18 protein-coding genes are annotated in these 18038 nt (G+C 52.6%); 11 read left to right on the forward strand and 7 right to left on the reverse strand.

Annotated features, from left to right (window positions below; translation table 11 throughout):
• Window positions 1-150 precede the first annotated feature (150 nt).
• Window positions 151-621 carry a flavodoxin family protein gene (locus AC5TBW_RS11580; RefSeq protein WP_495508718.1) on the forward strand — a complete coding sequence of 157 codons (471 nt, stop codon included), beginning with the start codon at window positions 151-153 and terminating at the stop codon, window positions 619-621.
• 300 nt (window positions 622-921) lie between these two features.
• A complete protein-coding gene (locus tag AC5TBW_RS11585; protein WP_495508719.1) occupies window positions 922-2010 on the forward strand; it encodes a histone deacetylase family protein in 1089 nt (362 codons plus the stop codon).
• A gap of 90 nt (window positions 2011-2100) precedes the next feature.
• Here AC5TBW_RS11585 and fadA read toward each other — a convergent pair whose 3' ends face one another.
• Both fadA and fadB read right to left on the reverse strand, forming a co-directional pair.
• Window positions 2101-3279 carry an acetyl-CoA C-acyltransferase FadA gene (gene fadA / locus AC5TBW_RS11590; protein WP_495508720.1) on the reverse strand — a complete coding sequence of 393 codons (1179 nt, stop codon included), beginning with the start codon at window positions 3277-3279 and terminating at the stop codon, window positions 2101-2103.
• A gap of 23 nt (window positions 3280-3302) precedes the next feature.
• Window positions 3303-5489 carry a fatty acid oxidation complex subunit alpha FadB gene (gene fadB / locus AC5TBW_RS11595; RefSeq protein WP_495508721.1) on the reverse strand — a complete coding sequence of 729 codons (2187 nt, stop codon included), beginning with the start codon at window positions 5487-5489 and terminating at the stop codon, window positions 3303-3305.
• A 256-nt stretch (window positions 5490-5745) separates the two neighbouring features.
• Between fadB and AC5TBW_RS11600 the strand changes: the two genes are divergently transcribed.
• The gene (locus tag AC5TBW_RS11600) at window positions 5746-6900 is read left to right on the forward strand and encodes a DUF5924 family protein (protein WP_495508722.1); all 1155 of its coding nucleotides are present in this window, start codon (window positions 5746-5748) and stop codon (window positions 6898-6900) included.
• 76 nt (window positions 6901-6976) lie between these two features.
• Window positions 6977-7429, forward strand: coding sequence for a transcriptional regulator SlyA (slyA, locus tag AC5TBW_RS11605; RefSeq protein ID WP_495508723.1), 453 nt, complete (start codon window positions 6977-6979; stop codon window positions 7427-7429).
• Here the strand turns inward: slyA and AC5TBW_RS11610 are convergent.
• On the reverse strand, window positions 7408-7974 hold the full coding sequence (locus AC5TBW_RS11610) for a preprotein translocase subunit YajC (protein ID WP_495508724.1): 567 nt from the start codon (window positions 7972-7974) through the stop codon (window positions 7408-7410). The two genes, slyA and AC5TBW_RS11610, sit on opposite strands and share 22 nt — an antisense overlap.
• A gap of 196 nt (window positions 7975-8170) precedes the next feature.
• Between AC5TBW_RS11610 and AC5TBW_RS11615 the strand changes: the two genes are divergently transcribed.
• Complete coding sequence (locus AC5TBW_RS11615) at window positions 8171-8623, forward strand: universal stress protein (RefSeq protein WP_495508725.1); 453 nt, start codon at window positions 8171-8173, stop codon at window positions 8621-8623.
• Window positions 8624-8684: 61 nt separating this feature from the next.
• Here the strand turns inward: AC5TBW_RS11615 and AC5TBW_RS11620 are convergent, their stop codons facing one another.
• On the reverse strand, window positions 8685-10601 hold the full coding sequence (locus tag AC5TBW_RS11620) for an ATP-binding cassette domain-containing protein (protein ID WP_495508726.1): 1917 nt from the start codon (window positions 10599-10601) through the stop codon (window positions 8685-8687).
• Between the two features lie 131 nt (window positions 10602-10732).
• Here AC5TBW_RS11620 and AC5TBW_RS11625 point away from each other — a divergent pair, with 131 nt between their 5' ends.
• Together AC5TBW_RS11625 and AC5TBW_RS11630 are read left to right on the forward strand one after the other, a co-directional pair.
• The gene (locus AC5TBW_RS11625; protein WP_495508727.1) at window positions 10733-11584 is read left to right on the forward strand and encodes a TatD family hydrolase; all 852 of its coding nucleotides are present in this window, start codon (window positions 10733-10735) and stop codon (window positions 11582-11584) included.
• Between the two features lie 13 nt (window positions 11585-11597).
• Window positions 11598-12077 (forward strand): hypothetical protein, encoded by a 480-nt coding sequence (locus tag AC5TBW_RS11630; protein WP_008959945.1) that lies wholly within the window; start codon window positions 11598-11600, stop codon window positions 12075-12077.
• Here AC5TBW_RS11630 and AC5TBW_RS11635 read toward each other — a convergent pair.
• Window positions 12074-12676 carry an elongation factor P hydroxylase gene (locus AC5TBW_RS11635; protein WP_495508728.1) on the reverse strand — a complete coding sequence of 201 codons (603 nt, stop codon included), beginning with the start codon at window positions 12674-12676 and terminating at the stop codon, window positions 12074-12076. The genes AC5TBW_RS11630 and AC5TBW_RS11635 overlap by 4 nt on opposite strands.
• Window positions 12677-12796: 120 nt before the next feature.
• Between AC5TBW_RS11635 and AC5TBW_RS11640 the strand changes: the two genes are divergently transcribed.
• The 3 genes from AC5TBW_RS11640 to AC5TBW_RS11650 all read left to right on the forward strand — a co-directional run bounded on the left by AC5TBW_RS11640 (window position 12797) and on the right by AC5TBW_RS11650 (window position 16027).
• On the forward strand, window positions 12797-14215 hold the full coding sequence (locus AC5TBW_RS11640; protein WP_495508729.1) for an MATE family efflux transporter: 1419 nt from the start codon (window positions 12797-12799) through the stop codon (window positions 14213-14215).
• 50 nt (window positions 14216-14265) lie between these two features.
• Window positions 14266-15207, forward strand: coding sequence for a DUF3080 family protein (locus AC5TBW_RS11645; protein WP_495508730.1), 942 nt, complete (start codon window positions 14266-14268; stop codon window positions 15205-15207).
• Window positions 15208-15331: 124 nt separating this feature from the next.
• Window positions 15332-16027, forward strand: a complete 696-nt coding sequence (locus AC5TBW_RS11650; protein ID WP_495508731.1) for a hypothetical protein — start codon at window positions 15332-15334, stop codon at window positions 16025-16027.
• Between the two features lie 173 nt (window positions 16028-16200).
• On the opposite strand, the gene tusA is transcribed toward AC5TBW_RS11650, so the two are convergent.
• Complete coding sequence (gene tusA / locus AC5TBW_RS11655; RefSeq protein ID WP_495508732.1) at window positions 16201-16455, reverse strand: sulfurtransferase TusA; 255 nt, start codon at window positions 16453-16455, stop codon at window positions 16201-16203.
• A gap of 29 nt (window positions 16456-16484) precedes the next feature.
• Between tusA and AC5TBW_RS11660 the strand changes: the two genes are divergently transcribed.
• The gene (locus tag AC5TBW_RS11660; protein WP_495508733.1) at window positions 16485-16772 is read left to right on the forward strand and encodes an antibiotic biosynthesis monooxygenase family protein; all 288 of its coding nucleotides are present in this window, start codon (window positions 16485-16487) and stop codon (window positions 16770-16772) included.
• A gap of 18 nt (window positions 16773-16790) precedes the next feature.
• On the opposite strand, the gene rlmM is transcribed toward AC5TBW_RS11660, so the two are convergent.
• Complete coding sequence (rlmM, locus tag AC5TBW_RS11665; protein WP_495508734.1) at window positions 16791-17858, reverse strand: 23S rRNA (cytidine(2498)-2'-O)-methyltransferase RlmM; 1068 nt, start codon at window positions 17856-17858, stop codon at window positions 16791-16793.
• Window positions 17859-18038: the final 180 nt, after the last annotated feature.

The raw sequence follows: 18038 nt of genomic DNA on the forward strand, positions 1-18038 counted from the left end.
GGTATAAATCAGTCGCGTGCGTCATGAGGATGTCCTCGCGCTGGCCTACTCGGTTGCTGGCTAATATTTAGCTATGCTGCACGGTCTTGCATTTCATAAGTTCCGCACTAACACTTGGGTAGAAAATGGGCGACCAATGATGAGATTGTCATGACTGTAAATAAGAAACTGCTGATTATTGCTCATGCCCCCTCCAAGAACACCCAAACAATGTTGAAAGCCGCCATTTGTGGCGCGAATAATCCTGATATAGAGAACGTGGAGGTGCAGTCGCTTTCGCCTCTCGAAACTCAGCCTGAGGACATCATGACAGCCAATGCCATCATCATTGGCACCACTGAAAACTTGGGTTATATGTCAGGGCTAGTAAAGGATATGTTCGATAGATGCTATTACCCCTGTTTGGATAAAACCGAAGGCTTGCCGTTCGCATTTTACGTTCGAGCTGGTCACGATGGTACAGGCACCTGCAGAGCGATTGAGAGCATTACCAAGGGGTTGAGCTGGAGGTTGGTCCAAGCCCCTCTGGTTTGCAAGGGAGGCTTTCAGACAGAGTTCATTGATCAGTGTGAAGAGCTAGGATTAGCGGTGGCTGCTAGTTTGGAAGCAGGAATCATCTAAGAAAATAATGGGCACTACCTACTTTTAACATGGTGTTTAATATGGTCTAAATTTTTCGAATAAGCTAAAACTTAATATTTAGGAGCAAATTTTTGCATAAAATCCTCATAATTAGCCTTTTTTATTACCATTTTTAAACCATTACTCAACCCGACCAGGTGGAAGAAATTAGCATGACCTTAGCGTTTAGTGTTGATAACGGCATTGTATAACCTTGCCTAGCCTGCCTTACTGTAGGTAAGCATTTCGTGCCATCAGCACGATTGAGAGTAATCAACGCACGTATCTTAGGTAGCCATTATGCACAACGTCATTGCCTTCTATGATGATCGCGTACTCGCTCACGAACCCAATATCGAGGCCGATTTTTTACCTCAGCGTATCGATAAGCGCATTCGCCATCTCCTTGCTGGCTTACCCGGGCCCTGGAAATATCCCGAGCACCCTGGGCGATTAACCGCTATTCAACAACTGCTTGAGAAAGCTCCCATTGAAGGCCTAAAAATTGAAGGGGGCAAAGCGGCTACCCATGAGCAGTTAGCACGGGTGCACACCACTTCCTATCTAAGTGATATCTTTAGCCTACGCGGCAAAAATGCCTGGCTGGATGTAGACACCACAGCCGTTTCCCCGGGTAGCGTTGATGCCGCTGAAGTCGCCGCTGGAACGGCCATTGCCGCGGTCGAAGCAGTCATGGAAAAACGCACTAAAAGCGCCTTTGCTCTTGTGCGCCCACCGGGACACCACGCCGAACCCGTTCGCGCCCGCGGCTTTTGCTTGTTTAACAATGTAGCAGTGGCGGCAGCCCATGCCCGCAGCGCGTTAGGTTGTGAAAGAGTGCTCATTGTTGATTGGGACGCCCACCACGGCAACGGTACTCAGGATATTTTCTGGGCAGAGCCCGATGTGATGTTTTTTGACATCCACCGCGCCGCGCCTTTCTACCCCGGCTCTGGCCACCTGGAAGAAGTAGGCGCCGGTCTGGGCGAAGGCACCACCATCAACGTACCGCTGCCCGCTGGGGCGGGCGACGAGGCGTACCTGAAAGCGTTTCACGATATTCTTGCACCTGCGGCGGCATGGTTTAAGCCTGATATTATTTTAGTTTCTGCCGGCTTTGACCCCCACTGGCATGACTTAGCGCTCAATGTTTCCTATGAGGGGTTTGGCGCTTTAGCAGGCTTCTTACAACAGCTGGCCGAACAGCACTGTGATGGCCGTTTGGTATTTGTATTAGAGGGCGGCTACAACCTTGAGTCACTGGCCAACGGCACAAGGGCCGTGCTCGCGGTTCTGGCGGGCAGCAAGGTGCCAGAACCCGATACCTGTGGCATTGCGGAAGTACAAGCCGCAGCGGATTTTCACCGCAATGCGTTTCAGTCTGAATAGAGACATTCTGAAGAGTGTTTTTCTGAACAGAGACCTGACAAATAAAAACGGCACCCCGAAGGATGCCGTTTGAATACCTAAGCGCTATAGTTATTTCAGTCGTTCAAAAACCGTTGCAACGCCCTGTCCCATGCCGATACACATGGTCGCCAAACCCAGGGTGGTATCGCGCTGCTGCATAACATTCAACAGCGTAGTGCAAATGCGCGAGCCCGAACAGCCTAGCGGGTGCCCAAGGGCAATGGCACCACCATTGAGGTTAACCTTATCGTCCATCGCATCCAGGAAACCTAAGTCTTTCAGCACTGGAATACCCTGAGCGGCAAACGCTTCGTTGAGCTCAACGGTTTGGATATCAGCGGCTGAGAGGCCAGCAGCTTTAAGCGCTTTCTTAGACGCGGGCACGGGACCATAGCCCATGATGGAGGCATCGCAACCTGCAACACCGGTCGAAAGCACTCGCGCGATGGGCTCTAAGCCCAGCGCTTGGGCGCGCTCGTAGCTCATCACTGCCATTGCTGAGGCACCAACAGAAAGCGCCGAGGACGTACCTGCAGTCACGGTACCATTACGCGGGTCAAATACCGGTTTGAGGCTCGCCATGGATTCCAGGGTTGAGTCTGGGCGAATCACCTCATCGCGCTGAACCATCACCCTGAAGCCGCGCTGATCGTGGCCTTCAACACCGATAATTTCATTATCGAAGTAGCCCTTCTCCATCGCCGCCTGAGCACGCTGGTGGGAACGCACACCAAACTTATCCTGCTCTTCCCGTGAGACGCCGTGCATTTTACCCAGCAGCTCGGCAGTCAGGCCCATCATCATCGCCGCTTTGGCCGCATACTTGCTAGCCGCCGGGTTTACATCAACCCCGTGGGCCATGGGTACGTGCTCCATGTGCTCCACACCGCCGATGATAAAGAAGTCACCCATGCCTGCTTTAATGTTGGCGGCTGCGATATGCAGCGCCGTCATCGAAGAGCCACACAAACGGTTAACGGTTTGCGCAGGCACCGAGCGGGGAATGCCGGTCATGATTGCCGCGTTGCGAGCAATGTTCATTGATTGCTCAAGCGTCTGATTTACACAGCCCCAGATCACATCGTCAACTTCTGATGGGTCTAGGTTTGGGTTACGAGTAAAGAGTGCCTGCATAGCCGCAGCGGAGAGATTCTCAGCGCGAACGTTGCGAAAAGCACCATTTTTGGCTTTCGCCATGGCGGTACGGACACCGTCAACCACCACAATATCTCTCGGATTCAAACTCATCTTTTCTCTCCTATAGGTGGTGGTTAAGCTTGGCTGGCAGACTTATCGCTGGAATAGAATAACTCGCCGTTTTGAGCCATCTGACGCAGCTTGTCGGTGGGGGCGTACAGCGGCCCCAGCTCTTCGGCTAGCCCTTCCGCCAGTTGCACAAACTCTGCCACGCCCATGGCATCAATGTAGCGCAGCGCACCACCGCGGAATGGCGGGAAGCCGATGCCATAAATCAGCGCCATATCGGCTTCCGCTGGGGTGGCTACAATGCCATCTTCCAAGCAACGCACGGTTTCCAAGCACAGCGGCACCATCATGCGAGCGATAATGTCCTCGTCTGAAAACTCTTTGTGCTCTTTCACCACCTCTTTAACCAAGGTGTAAGCCGCTTCATCGGTGACTTTCTTCGGCTTACCCTTCTTATCTTCTTCGTAAGCGTAGAAGCCTTTGTCATTCTTCTGGCCAAGACGCTCATTGTCGTACATGACCTGAATGGCGGTTTTACCCTCGCGAGCCATGCGATCAGGGAACCCTTCGGCCATTACTTCATTGGCGTGAACGGCGGTATCCAGGCCGACCACATCCAACAAATAGGCGGGGCCCATAGGCCAACCGAACTTCTCCATCACTTTATCAACGTGCTGGAAGTCGGCGCCCTGCTCAACCAGGAAGCTAAAGCCGCCAAAGTAAGGGAACAGTACCCGGTTGACCAAGAAGCCGGGGCAGTCATTCACCACGATTGGCGTTTTACCCATGGCCCGCGCATAAGCCACGGTAGCTGCAACAGCGGCATCCGACGTTTTTTCGCCACGAATCACTTCCACCAGCGGCATACGGTGCACGGGGTTGAAGAAGTGCATACCGCAAAAGTTCTCGGGCCGCTTCAAGTTCTGCGCTAATCGATTAATCGATATCGTTGAGGTGTTCGACGTAAGGATGGTGTTTTCACTCACCATGCCTTCCACTTCAGTGAGTACGGCGTCTTTGATTTTTGGGTTTTCAACGACTGCTTCGACGACAAGATCGACGTTGCCAAAATCACCGTAAGAGAGCGTGGGACGAATATTGGTGAGTTTTTCAGCCATCTGCTCGGTAGTCAGCTTTTTGCGCTCGACCTGCTTGGCAAACAGTTTGCGGGCTTCTTTCAGGCCTAACTCTATCGCATCATCCTTGATATCTTTCATCAGGATCGGCGTGCCTTTGGAAGCACTCTGGTAAGCGATCCCGCCACCCATAATACCCGCGCCCAGCACAGCCGTTTGTTTTACCGGCTGGGACTGCTTCTCATATTTGCTGGCTTTTTTCTTGACCACTTGGTCGTTAAGGAACAGGCCAACCAGGTTAAAAGCCACACTGCTCAGCGCCAGCTTGGCAAATGCCTTGGCTTCAATCGCCTGAGCGCGGCCTCGCTGTTCACCCGCACCTTTCTGGATCACTTTGATCGCTTCTACCGGCGCAGGATAGTGGGGACCCGCTTTGCCTGCGACATACCCTTTGGCGGTTTCAAAGGCCATCATCTGCTCGATAGGATTGAGCTTCAGCGGGCTGGTTTTTTCAGTACGACGGGCTTGATAGTCCAGTTCCCCAGCATTGGCACGGTCAAGAATATCCAGTGCGGCATCTTCCAACTGTTCAGCCGTCACCACCGCATCCACGGCGCCTACTTTTAGTGCGGCATCGGCACGGTTCTCGGTGCCACCGGCAATCCACTCGATGGCATTGTCGGCGCCGATAATGCGAGGCAGGCGTACACAGCCACCCCAACCGGGCAGAATGCCGAGCTTGGTTTCTGGCAGGCCAATCTTGGCTTTCTCGCTCATCACACGAAAATCGGTGGTCAGCAATACTTCACAGCCGCCACCCAACGCCAGACCATTAATCGCCGTTACCGTAGGGAACGGCAGGTCTTCAATGGCGTTAAAGATGTCGTGTACCTTCAGATTCATCTCTACCAGGTACTCTTCACCCTTATCGAACAGCGTGTGAAACTCGGTGATATCAGCGCCCACGATAAACACATCTTTACCGCTTGCAATGACCAAACCTTTTAAGCTGTTTTCAGCCTGAATGGCGCTCACTGCCTCCCCCAGCTCTGTTACCACAGCGCTTGAGAGTTTATTGACGGACTCATCTTTCAGATCGAAAGTGAGCATTGCGATATCATTGCCACTCGGGGTGTCACGACGTGTCACCGTGATGGCATTGCCTTGATAGATCATCCGTGCTCTCTCCACAATTCGGGCTGGCTCTGAAAAGAGAACCCGCCACACTTTTGTTCAGTTACTAAAGCTTGATTCAGTTACTACCGCGTACGCGATTCATACGGTCGTTTGATTGCTTTAGCTTGGTTGAGTTGCCGGTATACGTCAAGCCCTGACTTTTGGCTAATCTGCAAAACTAATCAGACCAACACTCCCCTGCTTGCGTTCATACTGCTAGGATCACGCTTCCTTTTATTTTGCAGGTTACCTTGTTATGGGCGAATTGCTCACGCCATCGCGCATTGAAGCCACTCAGCGGCGTATTGAAAGCCTTGTCGAACGCCTAAAGCCGTGGAGCTGGCTATGGCCTCCGATGGCGTTTTCAGCTGGGTTGGGTAGTTTCTTTCTGGTCGATCGTCAGCAGTGGCTTGGCGCAGCACTAGCGCTGGGGCTATTGCTTGCCTGGCTGTTACTGCTTTCTGAAGGTTTGATTACCCGCTGGCTCTCCCGCCGGGGGCATCCTACCCCGCCACGCGGTGTGACCACTTTTATTGCGCAAATGATTCACCAGGAAACGCTATTTTTCACGCTACCGTTTGTTTTAGTTACCACCGTATGGAATAGCGGACAAACTCTTTTTGCGCTACTGGTAGGCGGAATGGCACTACTGTCGATTATTGATCCGCTGTACTTCAAGGTCGCGGAACGCGCGCGCAGTCTTTATTTTGCTTTTCACGCCCTTTGCGTATTTTTGGTACTACTGGTGACTTTGCCCATCATGGTCCACCTGACCACAGGGCAGAGTTTGCTGCTGGCCCTTGGCATTACCATCGTGGTAGCTCTGCCCAGCTTTTGGCATTTACTTAAACAGCACACGCTAAAACGCTGGCTCGCCTTTTTTGCGTTAACCTTATTACTAGCCTACGGAGCGTGGTTGGGACGTATCTGGGTGCCACCCGCCAGCATGTGGATGACAAGCAGTGCTCTCTCTCCCGGCTTTGATGTTGAACAGCGTCTCCCTCAAGGAACAATGCCACTTACTCCTCAGGCCATCAGCGAAAATGGCCTTTATGTCTATACTGCCATTCGGGCACCACGAGGCTTGAGTGAAACCATTACCCATGCTTGGCATCATAACGGTGAAGCAATGGATGTTGTGGAACTGAACATCAATGGCGGGCGTGAAGAGGGTTATCGCGCGTGGAGCCACAAGCAAAACTTTCCTGCAGACCCTTCTGGAGAGTGGCGTATTGATATTATGACGGGAACAGGCCAACGCTTGGGGCTCATACGCTTTGAGGTATCGGAGGACAGCCAGCAAGCTTCTCAGGCTGATGGTGAAATACGTGCCAGTGGTCTGAGCGCCCTGAATTTAAAGCGTTTTGTGCCTGGTCGATCCAACGATGAAGAAGCACAGCCAGAAGACTGAATTGTTAAGCGTCTTGCATTCAGCGGCGCAGGTTATGACAATTCGCATACTCACATTTTTTGGTAGCTAATGGCCTATGGCTTCAACAATTGGTTTTCGTATCGCTCGCTTGCCCCACCTATGGCGCTCTATTCTAGACCGCCGTTTGGCGCCGCTGGGGTTGACTCAAACTCGCTGGGTCACGCTCTATCACCTTTGGCGCTTAGGTGAAGGGCACCCACAGTGCGACCTTGCGCGGGCCATTGGGGTGGAAGCGCCGTCCCTGGTGCGTACCCTGGGACAGCTTGAAGAGCAAGGCCTGGTTGAACGACGCGCCTGTGACAATGACCGCCGCAGCAAACGGATTTATCTGACACCCGCCGCCATGCCGTTGCTGGAAAAGATCGACAGCGTGGCTCAACAGGCACGCAAGGAGATGTTTGCCGGCCTCACTGACGAAAACCTCGAGCAGCTCAACGAGTGGCTGGCGGTGATTGAGTCCAATGGGATGGCGATACAGGCTCGGGATCAAGACAGCCCAGCATCTTGACTACTGACGTTGGAGGAAGCCTGATCAGTGCCCCTCAACGGCTGACTGACAGGTTGGTCGGCACGCCCACGCAGTGCATCCCTCAACTGCTGAAATTCGGGTAAATAAGTCGCGAACCGCTCCGCGGTTTGCGACTCCCACCACCAAAGCGTCAGCGCATTAGACGTTGATTGCACCACTAGCGCATCTTGCGGCAAGCGTTCAAGTAACGCTCTTAAGGGTATTGCGGCATTATCGGGTAGCGGGCGCAAAGGGGCTATCCGCCAACGCCAACCTGCGTAATAAGGTGTTAAAGCCTCGCTGGCATTACTGTCTCTTACCAACAGGAAATCCGGGCCGGGCTCTTCCTGAGAAAAGTGCCAACGGTAAGCAGGCATAGTACCTTTAAAATGGTGCAGAGGCGGCTTTTCCAGTTTGATGCTGACGCCCTGCTTTGAGATTTGCGAGCGCAGCGACTGTTGGCGTTTTTGACGCGGGCTGGGCTTTAACCACATCACTGGCGCTATGACAAATAACATAATAAACACGACAATTAACCATTCCATCTCTACATTTCCCTCCACAGGAGCCAGACTGTATTACACTATTTTAAAGACCTTGACTCAGGTCGCTGTTTTGACTCAAGTCATTGTTAAAACTCTAGCCATTGTTAAAATCAGACACGCCATCTAAAGTAACGGTCATTGAACAAAGAGCTTTTTTCTTTGTTAACTAGTGCTATCCATGCCAAGGAGATACGCCATGAGCTATCACCACATTTTAGTTGCCGTTGACTTAACCAAAGACTCCCACAAGATTCTGGAACGTGCCGTTGCGATCGCTGCTCGCAATGATCAAGCTAAAATCTCCATTATGCATACTCTGGAACCGCTGGGGTTTGCTTACGGTGGCGATATACCCATGGATTTGACCAGTATCCAAGACCAGTTGGATGAACATGCTAAAAAACGCTTGGCTGAAATTGCCGCCCCCCATGTTGCCGAGGCTGACCAGCACGTTGTCGTCGGTATGCCCGACACCGAAATCCATCGTTTTGCCGAAGAGCACGATGTGGACTTGATCGTGGTGGGCTCACATGGTCGCCACGGCTTTGCACTGCTGCTTGGCTCCACTTCCACAGGGGTTCTTCATGGTGCCCAGTGCGATGTGTTAGCAGTACGCGTAGGTAAAAAAGGCGAAAAAAGCGACGAGTAAACGCCTGCGTGCTGTCGCTAACAAAAAGGCGCCCTCAGGCGCCTTTTTAACGCTAGTGCGCTTATTCGCCTGCAGCCATCGCTTCTAACGCCATCCAGCGCTCCATAGCAACTTCTAACGCCTTCTGCACTTTTTCCAGCGTTTGTAGCTTAGCCGTCACGGCCTCTGAATCTTGCTGATAAAACGCAGGATCACCAATCTCACTCTCCAATGCCTCTACTTGCCCTTCAAGGCGTTCGATTTCGGCGGGTAGTGCATCTAACTCACGTTGCAGATTATACGAGAGTTTGACGCTTTTCTTGGCCGCTGCGGCGGGTGCTTCAGCTACTTTTTTGGGCGCTTCAGAGGTGGGTTCGGTACGCTGACGCGCGGCCCCTTCCCAAGGCGCTGGCGGCAGTTTGCCACCCTGGCGAATCCAATCGGTATAGCCACCCACGTATTCACGCACAACACCATCGCCTTCAAAAGCGAGCATGCTGGTGACGACGTTATCCATAAAGGTTCGGTCGTGGGAAACCAGCAGCAGCGTGCCATCGAAATCAAGCAACAGCTCTTCGAGCAGCTCCAGGGTTTCCATGTCGAGGTCGTTGGTCGGCTCATCGAGCACCAGAACGTTAGCTGGCTGAGTGAACAACTTGGCCAGCAGTAAACGGTTGGACTCGCCACCAGAAAGTGCTTTCACCGGCTGGCGTACCCGCTCTGGGGTGAACAGGAAGTCCTGCAGATAGCTCATCACATGGCGATCTTTACCGCCCACGCTGACGCGATCGCTACCCTGGGCAACGTTATCGTAAACGGTTTTATCAAGCTCCAAACCGGCGCGCAGCTGATCGAAATAGGCCACTTTCAGGTTGGTGCCCATCTGCACCTTGCCTTCACTGGGCTCCAACTCACCCAGCAGGATTTTCAGCAGGGTTGTCTTGCCGGCACCGTTGCGCCCCAGGAAGCCGATACGGTCACCGCGCAGTACCTCAAGATTAATATCGCGCAGTATCACGTCATCGCCAAACCGCTGGGTGACGCCCTGCAGCTCTACAACGCGCTTGCCAGTGCGCTCGCCGCGATCTACCGTTAAATTAGCATTGCCTTGACGCTCACGGCGCTGACTCCGCTCGTTACGCATCGCTTCCAGCGCGCGCACCCGGCCTTCGTTGCGGGTACGCCGTGCTTTGACCCCCTGACGAATCCAGGCTTCCTCTTGAGCGAGTTTTTTATCAAACTCGGCGTTCTCCCGCGCTTCTACTTCCAGCTCATGCTGTTTACGGCCCTGGTACTCTTCGTACTTGCCGGGGTAGCGCCCTAGCTGGCCACGGTCTAGCTCCAGGATATTGGTCGCCAGCTTGGAAAGAAACGCCCTGTCGTGGGTAATCAGCAGTACCGCGCCGTTAAACGCCAGCAGTTGCTCTTCCAGCCAGGCAATGGTGTCCAGATCCAAGTGGTTGGTAGGTTCATCGAGCAGCAGCAGATCGGGCTCAGCGACCAGGGCGCGCGCTAGCGCCACCCGGCGGCGCCAGCCACCAGAGAGCGAGCTCATTTCAGCTGCTGGGGGCAGGCCTAAGCGGGTCAGCACGGTGTCGATACGCTGGTGAAAGGACCAGCCATCGATGGCTTCCAGACGTGTTTGCAGTGTCGCCATGCGATCCATATCAGGATCGGGATCATTAATAAGATGATCATACTCAGAGAGTAACTCTCCGGCTTCTGGCAGGCCTTGGGCCACCATATCGAAAATGGTCAAGCCAGATGACTCGGGTAGTTCCTGAGCCAGCACGCCGATCTTGAGGCCAGGTGCGCGCCAGATTGAGCCATCGTCGGGCAGGATATCCCCCGCTACCAGCTTCAGCAGAGTGGACTTTCCGGTGCCGTTGCGCCCGACCAGCGCCAGCCGCTCGCCTTTTTCAACCGTCAGGTCGGCGCGATTGAGTAGTACATGGGTGCCGTAGGCGAGTTGCAGCTGTTCGAGTCGTAACAGGGTCACGCGGTGTCCTCCTTAATCGTGAGGCGCACAGTGTAACGCATGAGCGCGCCGGGAGGGGGAACGTTATGCATTAGTCGATGCTCGCGCATACCGTTACAATAGTGCCTTCGCATATCAAACGGGAGATACCTTTGGCCACCGCGTATGCCGATGATTTTTTACCCGAAGCACTCCAGTTTCGGCCTAGCACCCCTTTGGTGGATATTGGCGCTAACTTGACCCATGAAAGCTTTGGTCGTGATCTTGAGGCGGTTATCCAGCGCGCCAAGGCGGCGCAGGTAACGACCATGATCGTTACTGGCACCGACCTTGCCCACGCCGAGCAAGCGGTTGCGCTAGCTAAGCAGTATCCTGGCCTCTACGCCACGGCGGGAGTTCACCCCCATGATGCCAGTCGCTGGGACGAGCCACTTAAGCGCGCCATGACGGCCCTGCATGCCATGCCCGAGGTCGTCGCCGTAGGCGAGTGTGGTTTGGATTTTAATCGCAACTTCTCGACGCCCCTGGAACAGGAGCGTGCCTTTGAAGCGCAGCTGGCTCTTGCAGTGGAAAGCGGTTTACCGCTGTTCTTACACGAACGAGATGCAGGCCAGCGTATGCGTGAAATCCTGCACGCCTGGCGAGACGACATCAGCCACGCGGTAGTGCACTGTTTTACCGCTGATCGCGATACGCTGTTTGGTTATCTCGACCTAGACTTGCATATAGGCCTGACCGGTTGGATTTGCGACGAGCGGCGCGGTCACCACCTGCGGCCACTGGTATGCGATATACCTTTAGAGCGTTTGATGATAGAAACCGACTGCCCTTATCTATTGCCCCGCAACTTACCGGCAAAGTTAAAGGGTCGCCGACACGAACCGGCGTTGCTACCGTGGATTGTCCGCGAGATCGCCCATTGGCAAGGTATTAGCGAAGCTGAATTAGGTGCGGCAACTACACAGACCGCTCAGCGGTTTTTCCGTCTTCCCACGGAATCTTAAAAGGAGTATTAGCGTGGCCGATTATCCAGGCTTTATAGCCATTGAAACGGGCGAAGACGATGGGCTCCCGCTAGCCATTGCCTGGTCGCTACCCGATGGCCGAGTGAAACAAACATTGATTCAGCCGGACGATAGCTGGATCAAAGAAGACACCAATGCCTTGGGCGCCTACAGCATGGAAGAGCTGGAAAGCCTGGGGGTCAGCCCGCTAGAGGTAATTCGCGAGCTTGAAAATGACCACTTCTCCGCAACGCTGTATACCAGCGACAACGGTGACGACGAAGCGGCGTTGGCGCGGTTGTTTGACACCTATGGGCTAGATCCTTTCGTGGAGCTCGCCCCAGCGTCGGTGCTCTACCCTTCAATCACGCCAGGCGAATGGCACCGCCAGCGGCGCGAAACGTTCAGCGAGCTGGGCTTAGAACCGATGCGCCCAGAACATGAGCTTGAGGTTATGCTATCAATGCATCAGCGCCTGACCGAAGAAGATTAAAACGCCTGCGCTTTATCCATTTTATCTAACGCGGCATGCGCTTGGCTCACGGCCACCGCAAGCGTTTCCTTGTGTTGATAGAAGCACTCAAGCGCCAATTGGAAGGCGTTGGCACGGGCTGGCAAGCCCTCTTTTAAGTAGCGTTGCGCGCGGTCCTCTACTCGAGTCGCAAAGGCCTCTATATCGACCTCTATATCACCGCCTAAATTGTCTACGCTGACATGAAACACACGACCACAGGCGCGGGTGAAGATAGCCTCCAACGCCTGTGGCGCTATCTCAGCCTGCTCAAACGCTTTTTGCTGCTCAGCATCGCGCCCATCAGGGCAGTACCAGTAGCCGTAATCTTCTAGTTGGCGACGTTTCTCGCCCGCAATACACCAATGGCTAATTTCATGTAGCGCACTGGCATAATAGCCACGTGCGAAAATAACCTGATGGTAGGATGTTTCTGAATTCGCGGGTCGATAAAGGGGTTCATCGCCACCGCGAATCAACCGGGTCTGATACCGTTGGGCAAAAATACCGTCAAACAGTGCGGTGATATCTTCAAGTGTCCACCGATCCTTCGTATGACTCACATAGACCTCATTTGTCATCAGTTTTGGTGCATTATACCCTCCCAACTGCAGCGAGCTAACGGCTAGCCGCCAGAACAGAGTCGCGCCTGCTAATATAATGGCCTTGTTTGAATCACTATACCCATTAGGAGCCAACAATTGGGCGGCTTTACTCAGCAAATTAAATCGGTTTACTGGCCAGAAACACGAACGTTGATGCACTTGGCACTACCTATTTGCGGTGCACAGTTGGCTCAAGCAGGGATGAGTGTCGTCGATGTCATGATGACGGGGCGTCATGATGCTACTTCTCTCGCTGCCGTGTCTGTGGGTTCAAGCCTTTGGATGCCACTCATGTTATTTATGACGGGCACTTTAATGGGGCTTACCCCGATTGTGGCTCATTTGCTGGGTGGACAACGCAATACGGCTATTCTTCCTGCCGTTCACCAGGCGCTTTGGGTTGCGTTAGTGCTAGGCGCCGTCTCGTCTGTACTGCTCTGGTCGGCCGTCATGCCGATATTTGAATTAATGAATGTGCCCCCTGCTGTTGCCAGCCAGTCTGCCGCCTATCTCTCAGCTGTCGCCTTTGGCATGCCTGGAATTGCCCTTTTTCAGGCACTTAGGGCGTTTTCAGATGGAATGAATCACACCCGCCCGGCGCTGTGGATCAGTCTGGTAGGCTTAACTGTGAATATTCCTGCCAACTACATTTTGATCTACGGCGGAGATGGCTTAGTCGATCTATTTGGCGCCTGGATTCCCACTAGCTTGCAGCAACTGCCTGCTTTGGGGGCATTTGGTTGCGGCATTGCAACAGCTCTTTCTATGTGGACGATGGCGCTGGCAATGGCCTATTACACGCGTAAGGGAAGTACTTACCAAAGCGTGGCTATCTGGCAGCGGATAACGCCCCCCCAATGGATCGGCATTCGCGAGCTTATTGTGGTGGGTGTTCCTATTGGCGTGGCTATATTTGTTGAAGTGACCCTGTTCACGCTCATTGCGCTCTTCATTGCCAGCTTTGGTGAAGTCACGGTGGGAGCTCACCAAATTGCGCTCAGCTTCACTTCAATTCTCTTTATGCTGCCAATGTCGCTGAGCATGGCGCTGACCGTGCGGGTGGGTAATACGCTGGGCCAGCAGCGCTTAGCGCTAGCTCAAAAAGTTGCCTGGAATGGGATTATCATAAGCATCATCATTGCCGCTATTAACAGCCTAATATTGTGGGTGAGTGCCGTACCGGTGATAGCACTTTATACCTCTAATGCTGAGATACAGGCGCTAGCGCTATCGATCATTGCCTTGGCCGTTATTTTTCAGCTCTCAGACTCTTTACAGGTCAATTTAGCCGGGGCTTTACGCGGCTATAAAGATACGCGCATTGTGATGGTGATCACGGTGCTCTCTTACTGGATTGTAGGCTTGGGAGGCGGGCATTGGCTGGGCTCCTATGGGGTGGGTGATAGGATTGCTCCACTCGGGGTTCATGGCTATTGGATTGGCTTGATTGCGGGCTTGAGTACCGCAGCACTGCTACTTGGCTGGCGTTTACAGCGTATTGGTAGTCGGGGGTAAACGTGGTTCGCTGGAGAAAACTCTCTCTAACAATAACCTTATGCGCACTTATGGCTGGCTGTGGCGATAACGCTGCCGAGCAGTATTGGCAAAGCTACCATCAGCAACTTGCCGATGATCTCGCACAGCCAGCCATTGAACGAACCGATCCGATTAATATTGGCGACTTCCCTGAGCGCCCCGATCGGCTCATAGATATTCCCGAAACCCGCGAGAGTATGCTCAATGTTTACGCCCTGCGAGAATGCCAAATAACATCGCTGATCGCGGCACGTAACAATCAACTCGGGCGTGTAGCGCCACCCAGTCAGCAGTGGTTATATGAGCGGGCGCTATGGCAGCGACTGAGTGCCTGTACCAATAGCGAGATCCCCGAGCAGTTAAGCGATGAAGATCGAGCGCGTCTAGATCGCTTAACAACCACTAAAACGGCACAATTACCCGCGGTGAGTTGGAACGCTATTTTTGATTCCAGCGAGTGGGTTAAAAGCTTTTCACGGGCCAGCCAGCCATTAACCAATACCAATGAAACGGTTATTGCGGATCAGCTTGATGCCATAGATTATTTACAAAAAATGACCGACCATCAATTTGACCTCGACTGGCAGCAAGACTCCTCAACGCTTGAAAACCATTTAAAAACCCTTCAAGAGCGCCCACTAACCGCCGAAGTGCTACGTGCTCTGCTACTCGCCACTCAGCGCTTAACAGAAGCGAATGCATTATTAGCTCAGCAGAGCGATGCGCCACACTGCTTAAATAGCTGGGAATCACAACCTCTTGATCGCTTGGCAAACACAGCCTACCAGTGGCTAACAGCCATCAATCGCTTAATTGATGCGCAGCAGGTAGCCAAACCACTGCCGATTAAACGCTACCAGACGCGGTGGCTTTCACTGCAAAATGCTCACGCGCCCTGGATCCAGTTTCAACAAGCTCGACTTGAACATGAAGCGCTACGAGCGGGCTTCCCACTGTGCTCAGATAATTAAAAAGCGCAGAACCCTTAACCTTATGAGCAACTTGTGCTATTGGTGAATAGAAGAGGCGAGTAATGCGGCAAGCCATGTACCCGTATCGCCAATGTGATGACCATGCAGCACAAGGAGGGACACAATGGGCGCATCCCTGTCACCCCGCTCTGCCCAGGTCATCGACCTGGAAACTGTGCGCCAACGTCAGCAGGCGCAAAAGTGCTTAGTTCGTTTAGCCCCTGAGCTAGATGGCCTAGAGATGGTGTACCAACTCGCTGCGAGTCCCGACAGCTACTATGGCTTGCCTATTTTGGCCTGGGGGTTAAGAGTGGATGGTAGCGTCATCGGCTTGGTGCCATGGATGGAAACCCTAGCCGCCTGCCATGATATGAACAGCCAAGAGAACGGCTACTTCGTGGGATACCGTGATCCTGAAACGGAAGAAATGTTCGACTCACCACCAGATCACAAGTACCACGAACTGGTCGCAGCAGCTGAATATTTTGATTACGAGGCTTCAGGAGAAGTCACTCTTATTCAGCAAATCCCTGACACTCTGGGCACTCATGCCCTGTGCATGAACCACCCAAATTCGCCCTGGCATATGAAACCCGTTTACGGTTGGCGTCTCTACAGCGACGGTAGCCTTGACGCGCTTCTTGCCGACGACCAAAAGGCGTCCATGACGCCCATTCTTTTAGGGGATAAATGTCTCTATAGTGCGCACACCCGCCATCAGACCGTTTACTTTTTCCAGCGCCATATTGCCAACCGTATATTGGAAGAAGATCCAGCCACACTGGATGCGTTAGCGATGATGGTAGTGGCAAGCGATTAACTACGCATTTATCTGGTGCTACTTTAGGCAAGGGCCAAGCCAACTTCGATTACTCGACTTGGCTCTTGCTTGGTCTTTTGCGATCTTTCAAATAGCTATTTTTAAGAGCTGTCTTTAAGAGCAACCGCTAAGTATTAGCGATGGTCACTATCCAAAAGAACTATCCCACATAGCTACACTAAACGAATAAAGTAGAGGTAGTTATTGGCAGAAGAGGTGTCCTGCTCAAGCAGTTCGTGCCCTAAAAACTGACAAAATTTGGGAACATCTCGCGTGGTAGCAGGGTCGGTAGCGATTACTTTGAGCACTTGCCCTGGCGACATATCGCGCACCTTGTTATGCATCAACATGATCGGTTCAGGGCAGTAAAGCCCAGTGGTGTCTAATACCGCATCAACGTTGGGTAACGTACCCGTATTATCAGCCATTAATATCCTCGATGTAGGAAGCAAAACGTATGATTAAAGTTATCATCGAACGGCGAATTATGCCCGGTCTTGAAGAAGAATTTGAGCAAGCAGCACGCGAGGCAATGCGAGTCTCTTTGGGTGCAAGGGGGTTCGTCGGTGGCGAAACGCTCGTCGAACTTGGTAATACCGACCGTCGCCTGATGATTACCAAATGGCGTGATATCCGCGCTTGGAAAGAGTGGCACTCTAGTGAAGCTCGGTCGATGGCCATGCAGCGTATATTACCGTTGTTAACCGAAGATGAAACTATCCGAATCTATGAACCCAGCTACTAAACAGCCACTATCTACCCATTAATCTCTTAACCTTACGTGCACCGTTACCTCTTCACGATCATGGTAGAGGTGACGGCATGAAATACTGGCACGAACCCCTGCTTTTTCGAGAGACTCCTCAAGGATGTTTAAACAACGTGTCACCTCATCCCAGCGTTTTTTCATTGGCAACTTAAAATTAAAGATAGCCTCTTTACACCATTTACGAATCAGCCAGCGCTCTACCATGGCTAACACGCGCACCGGCTTATCAACAATATCGCAAACCAGCCAATCCAAGCGCTGAGGTGGTTCCCAGGTAAAACCATCCTCTTTTAGATGATCAATCTGCCCTGTTTTCATCAACTGTGTATCCATAGGGCCATTATCGATGGCATACACGTACATACCCCGCTGAACCAGTTGCCATGTCCAGCCGCCTGGAGCAGCACCTAAATCAGCTGCCTGCATATGCGGTGCAAGGCGAGTCTCCCACTCTTCTTTAGGAATAAACTCATGCCACGCCTCTTCCAGCTTCAACGTTGAACGGCTGGGCGCACGGGAAGGAAAGCGCAGTCGACGAATGCCATTAATCAAATCGCTACGATTGCCGGGAAAGCTCATCCCTAGCTGCACTTGATCACCATCAGTCCAGAAAATATGTAAGCGTCGCGCGCCCGCGCTGCGCCTTAACGCACCACGTTTTTTCAACATACTTTCCAGTGGTTTTGTCAGTGCCTTAATCAGCCCGGCCAGTGCTTTGCCATCGTTGGTATCCGGCGTTTCATGCCAAATCTCTTCAAAGCTCCAACGGCTCGCTTTAACCTGTTCCAAGATCGCGGTAAGGCGGTCGTCACGTGAAAGCGTGAGTGCAGGTAAAGCAGCCAAGCTTTGCCGTGCGAAAATTAGCTTTATAAACGCTGCTTGACGATGTAAATCGTTCACCGGCTCGCCGTCGAGACGCATCAAGCTTACCCACCCCTCGCCGTAAGAAGCTTCACAGGCGACATCGTTTAATGCTGCGTGATGCTGCATTTCTGCTAATGCATCATTCTCAAATCCTGGACGGCAGTAAACGAGCCACGACGTGGGTACTATTTCACTCACCCTTTCACCTCAAACCTTGAATATCAACATGATGGGCCATTATGACCTAACCAATAACCCTTAACGAAGAACTGCGGCCAGCATCATAGCATTTTATTGCCCCGATACGGCTGGCATTGCGCAGCACTCAGGTAACGTAAGTGAAAATCGTCTTTTGCTAAAAAGTGTCGTAAAATCACT

Source organism: Vreelandella sp. ssv (genome assembly GCF_059448525.1).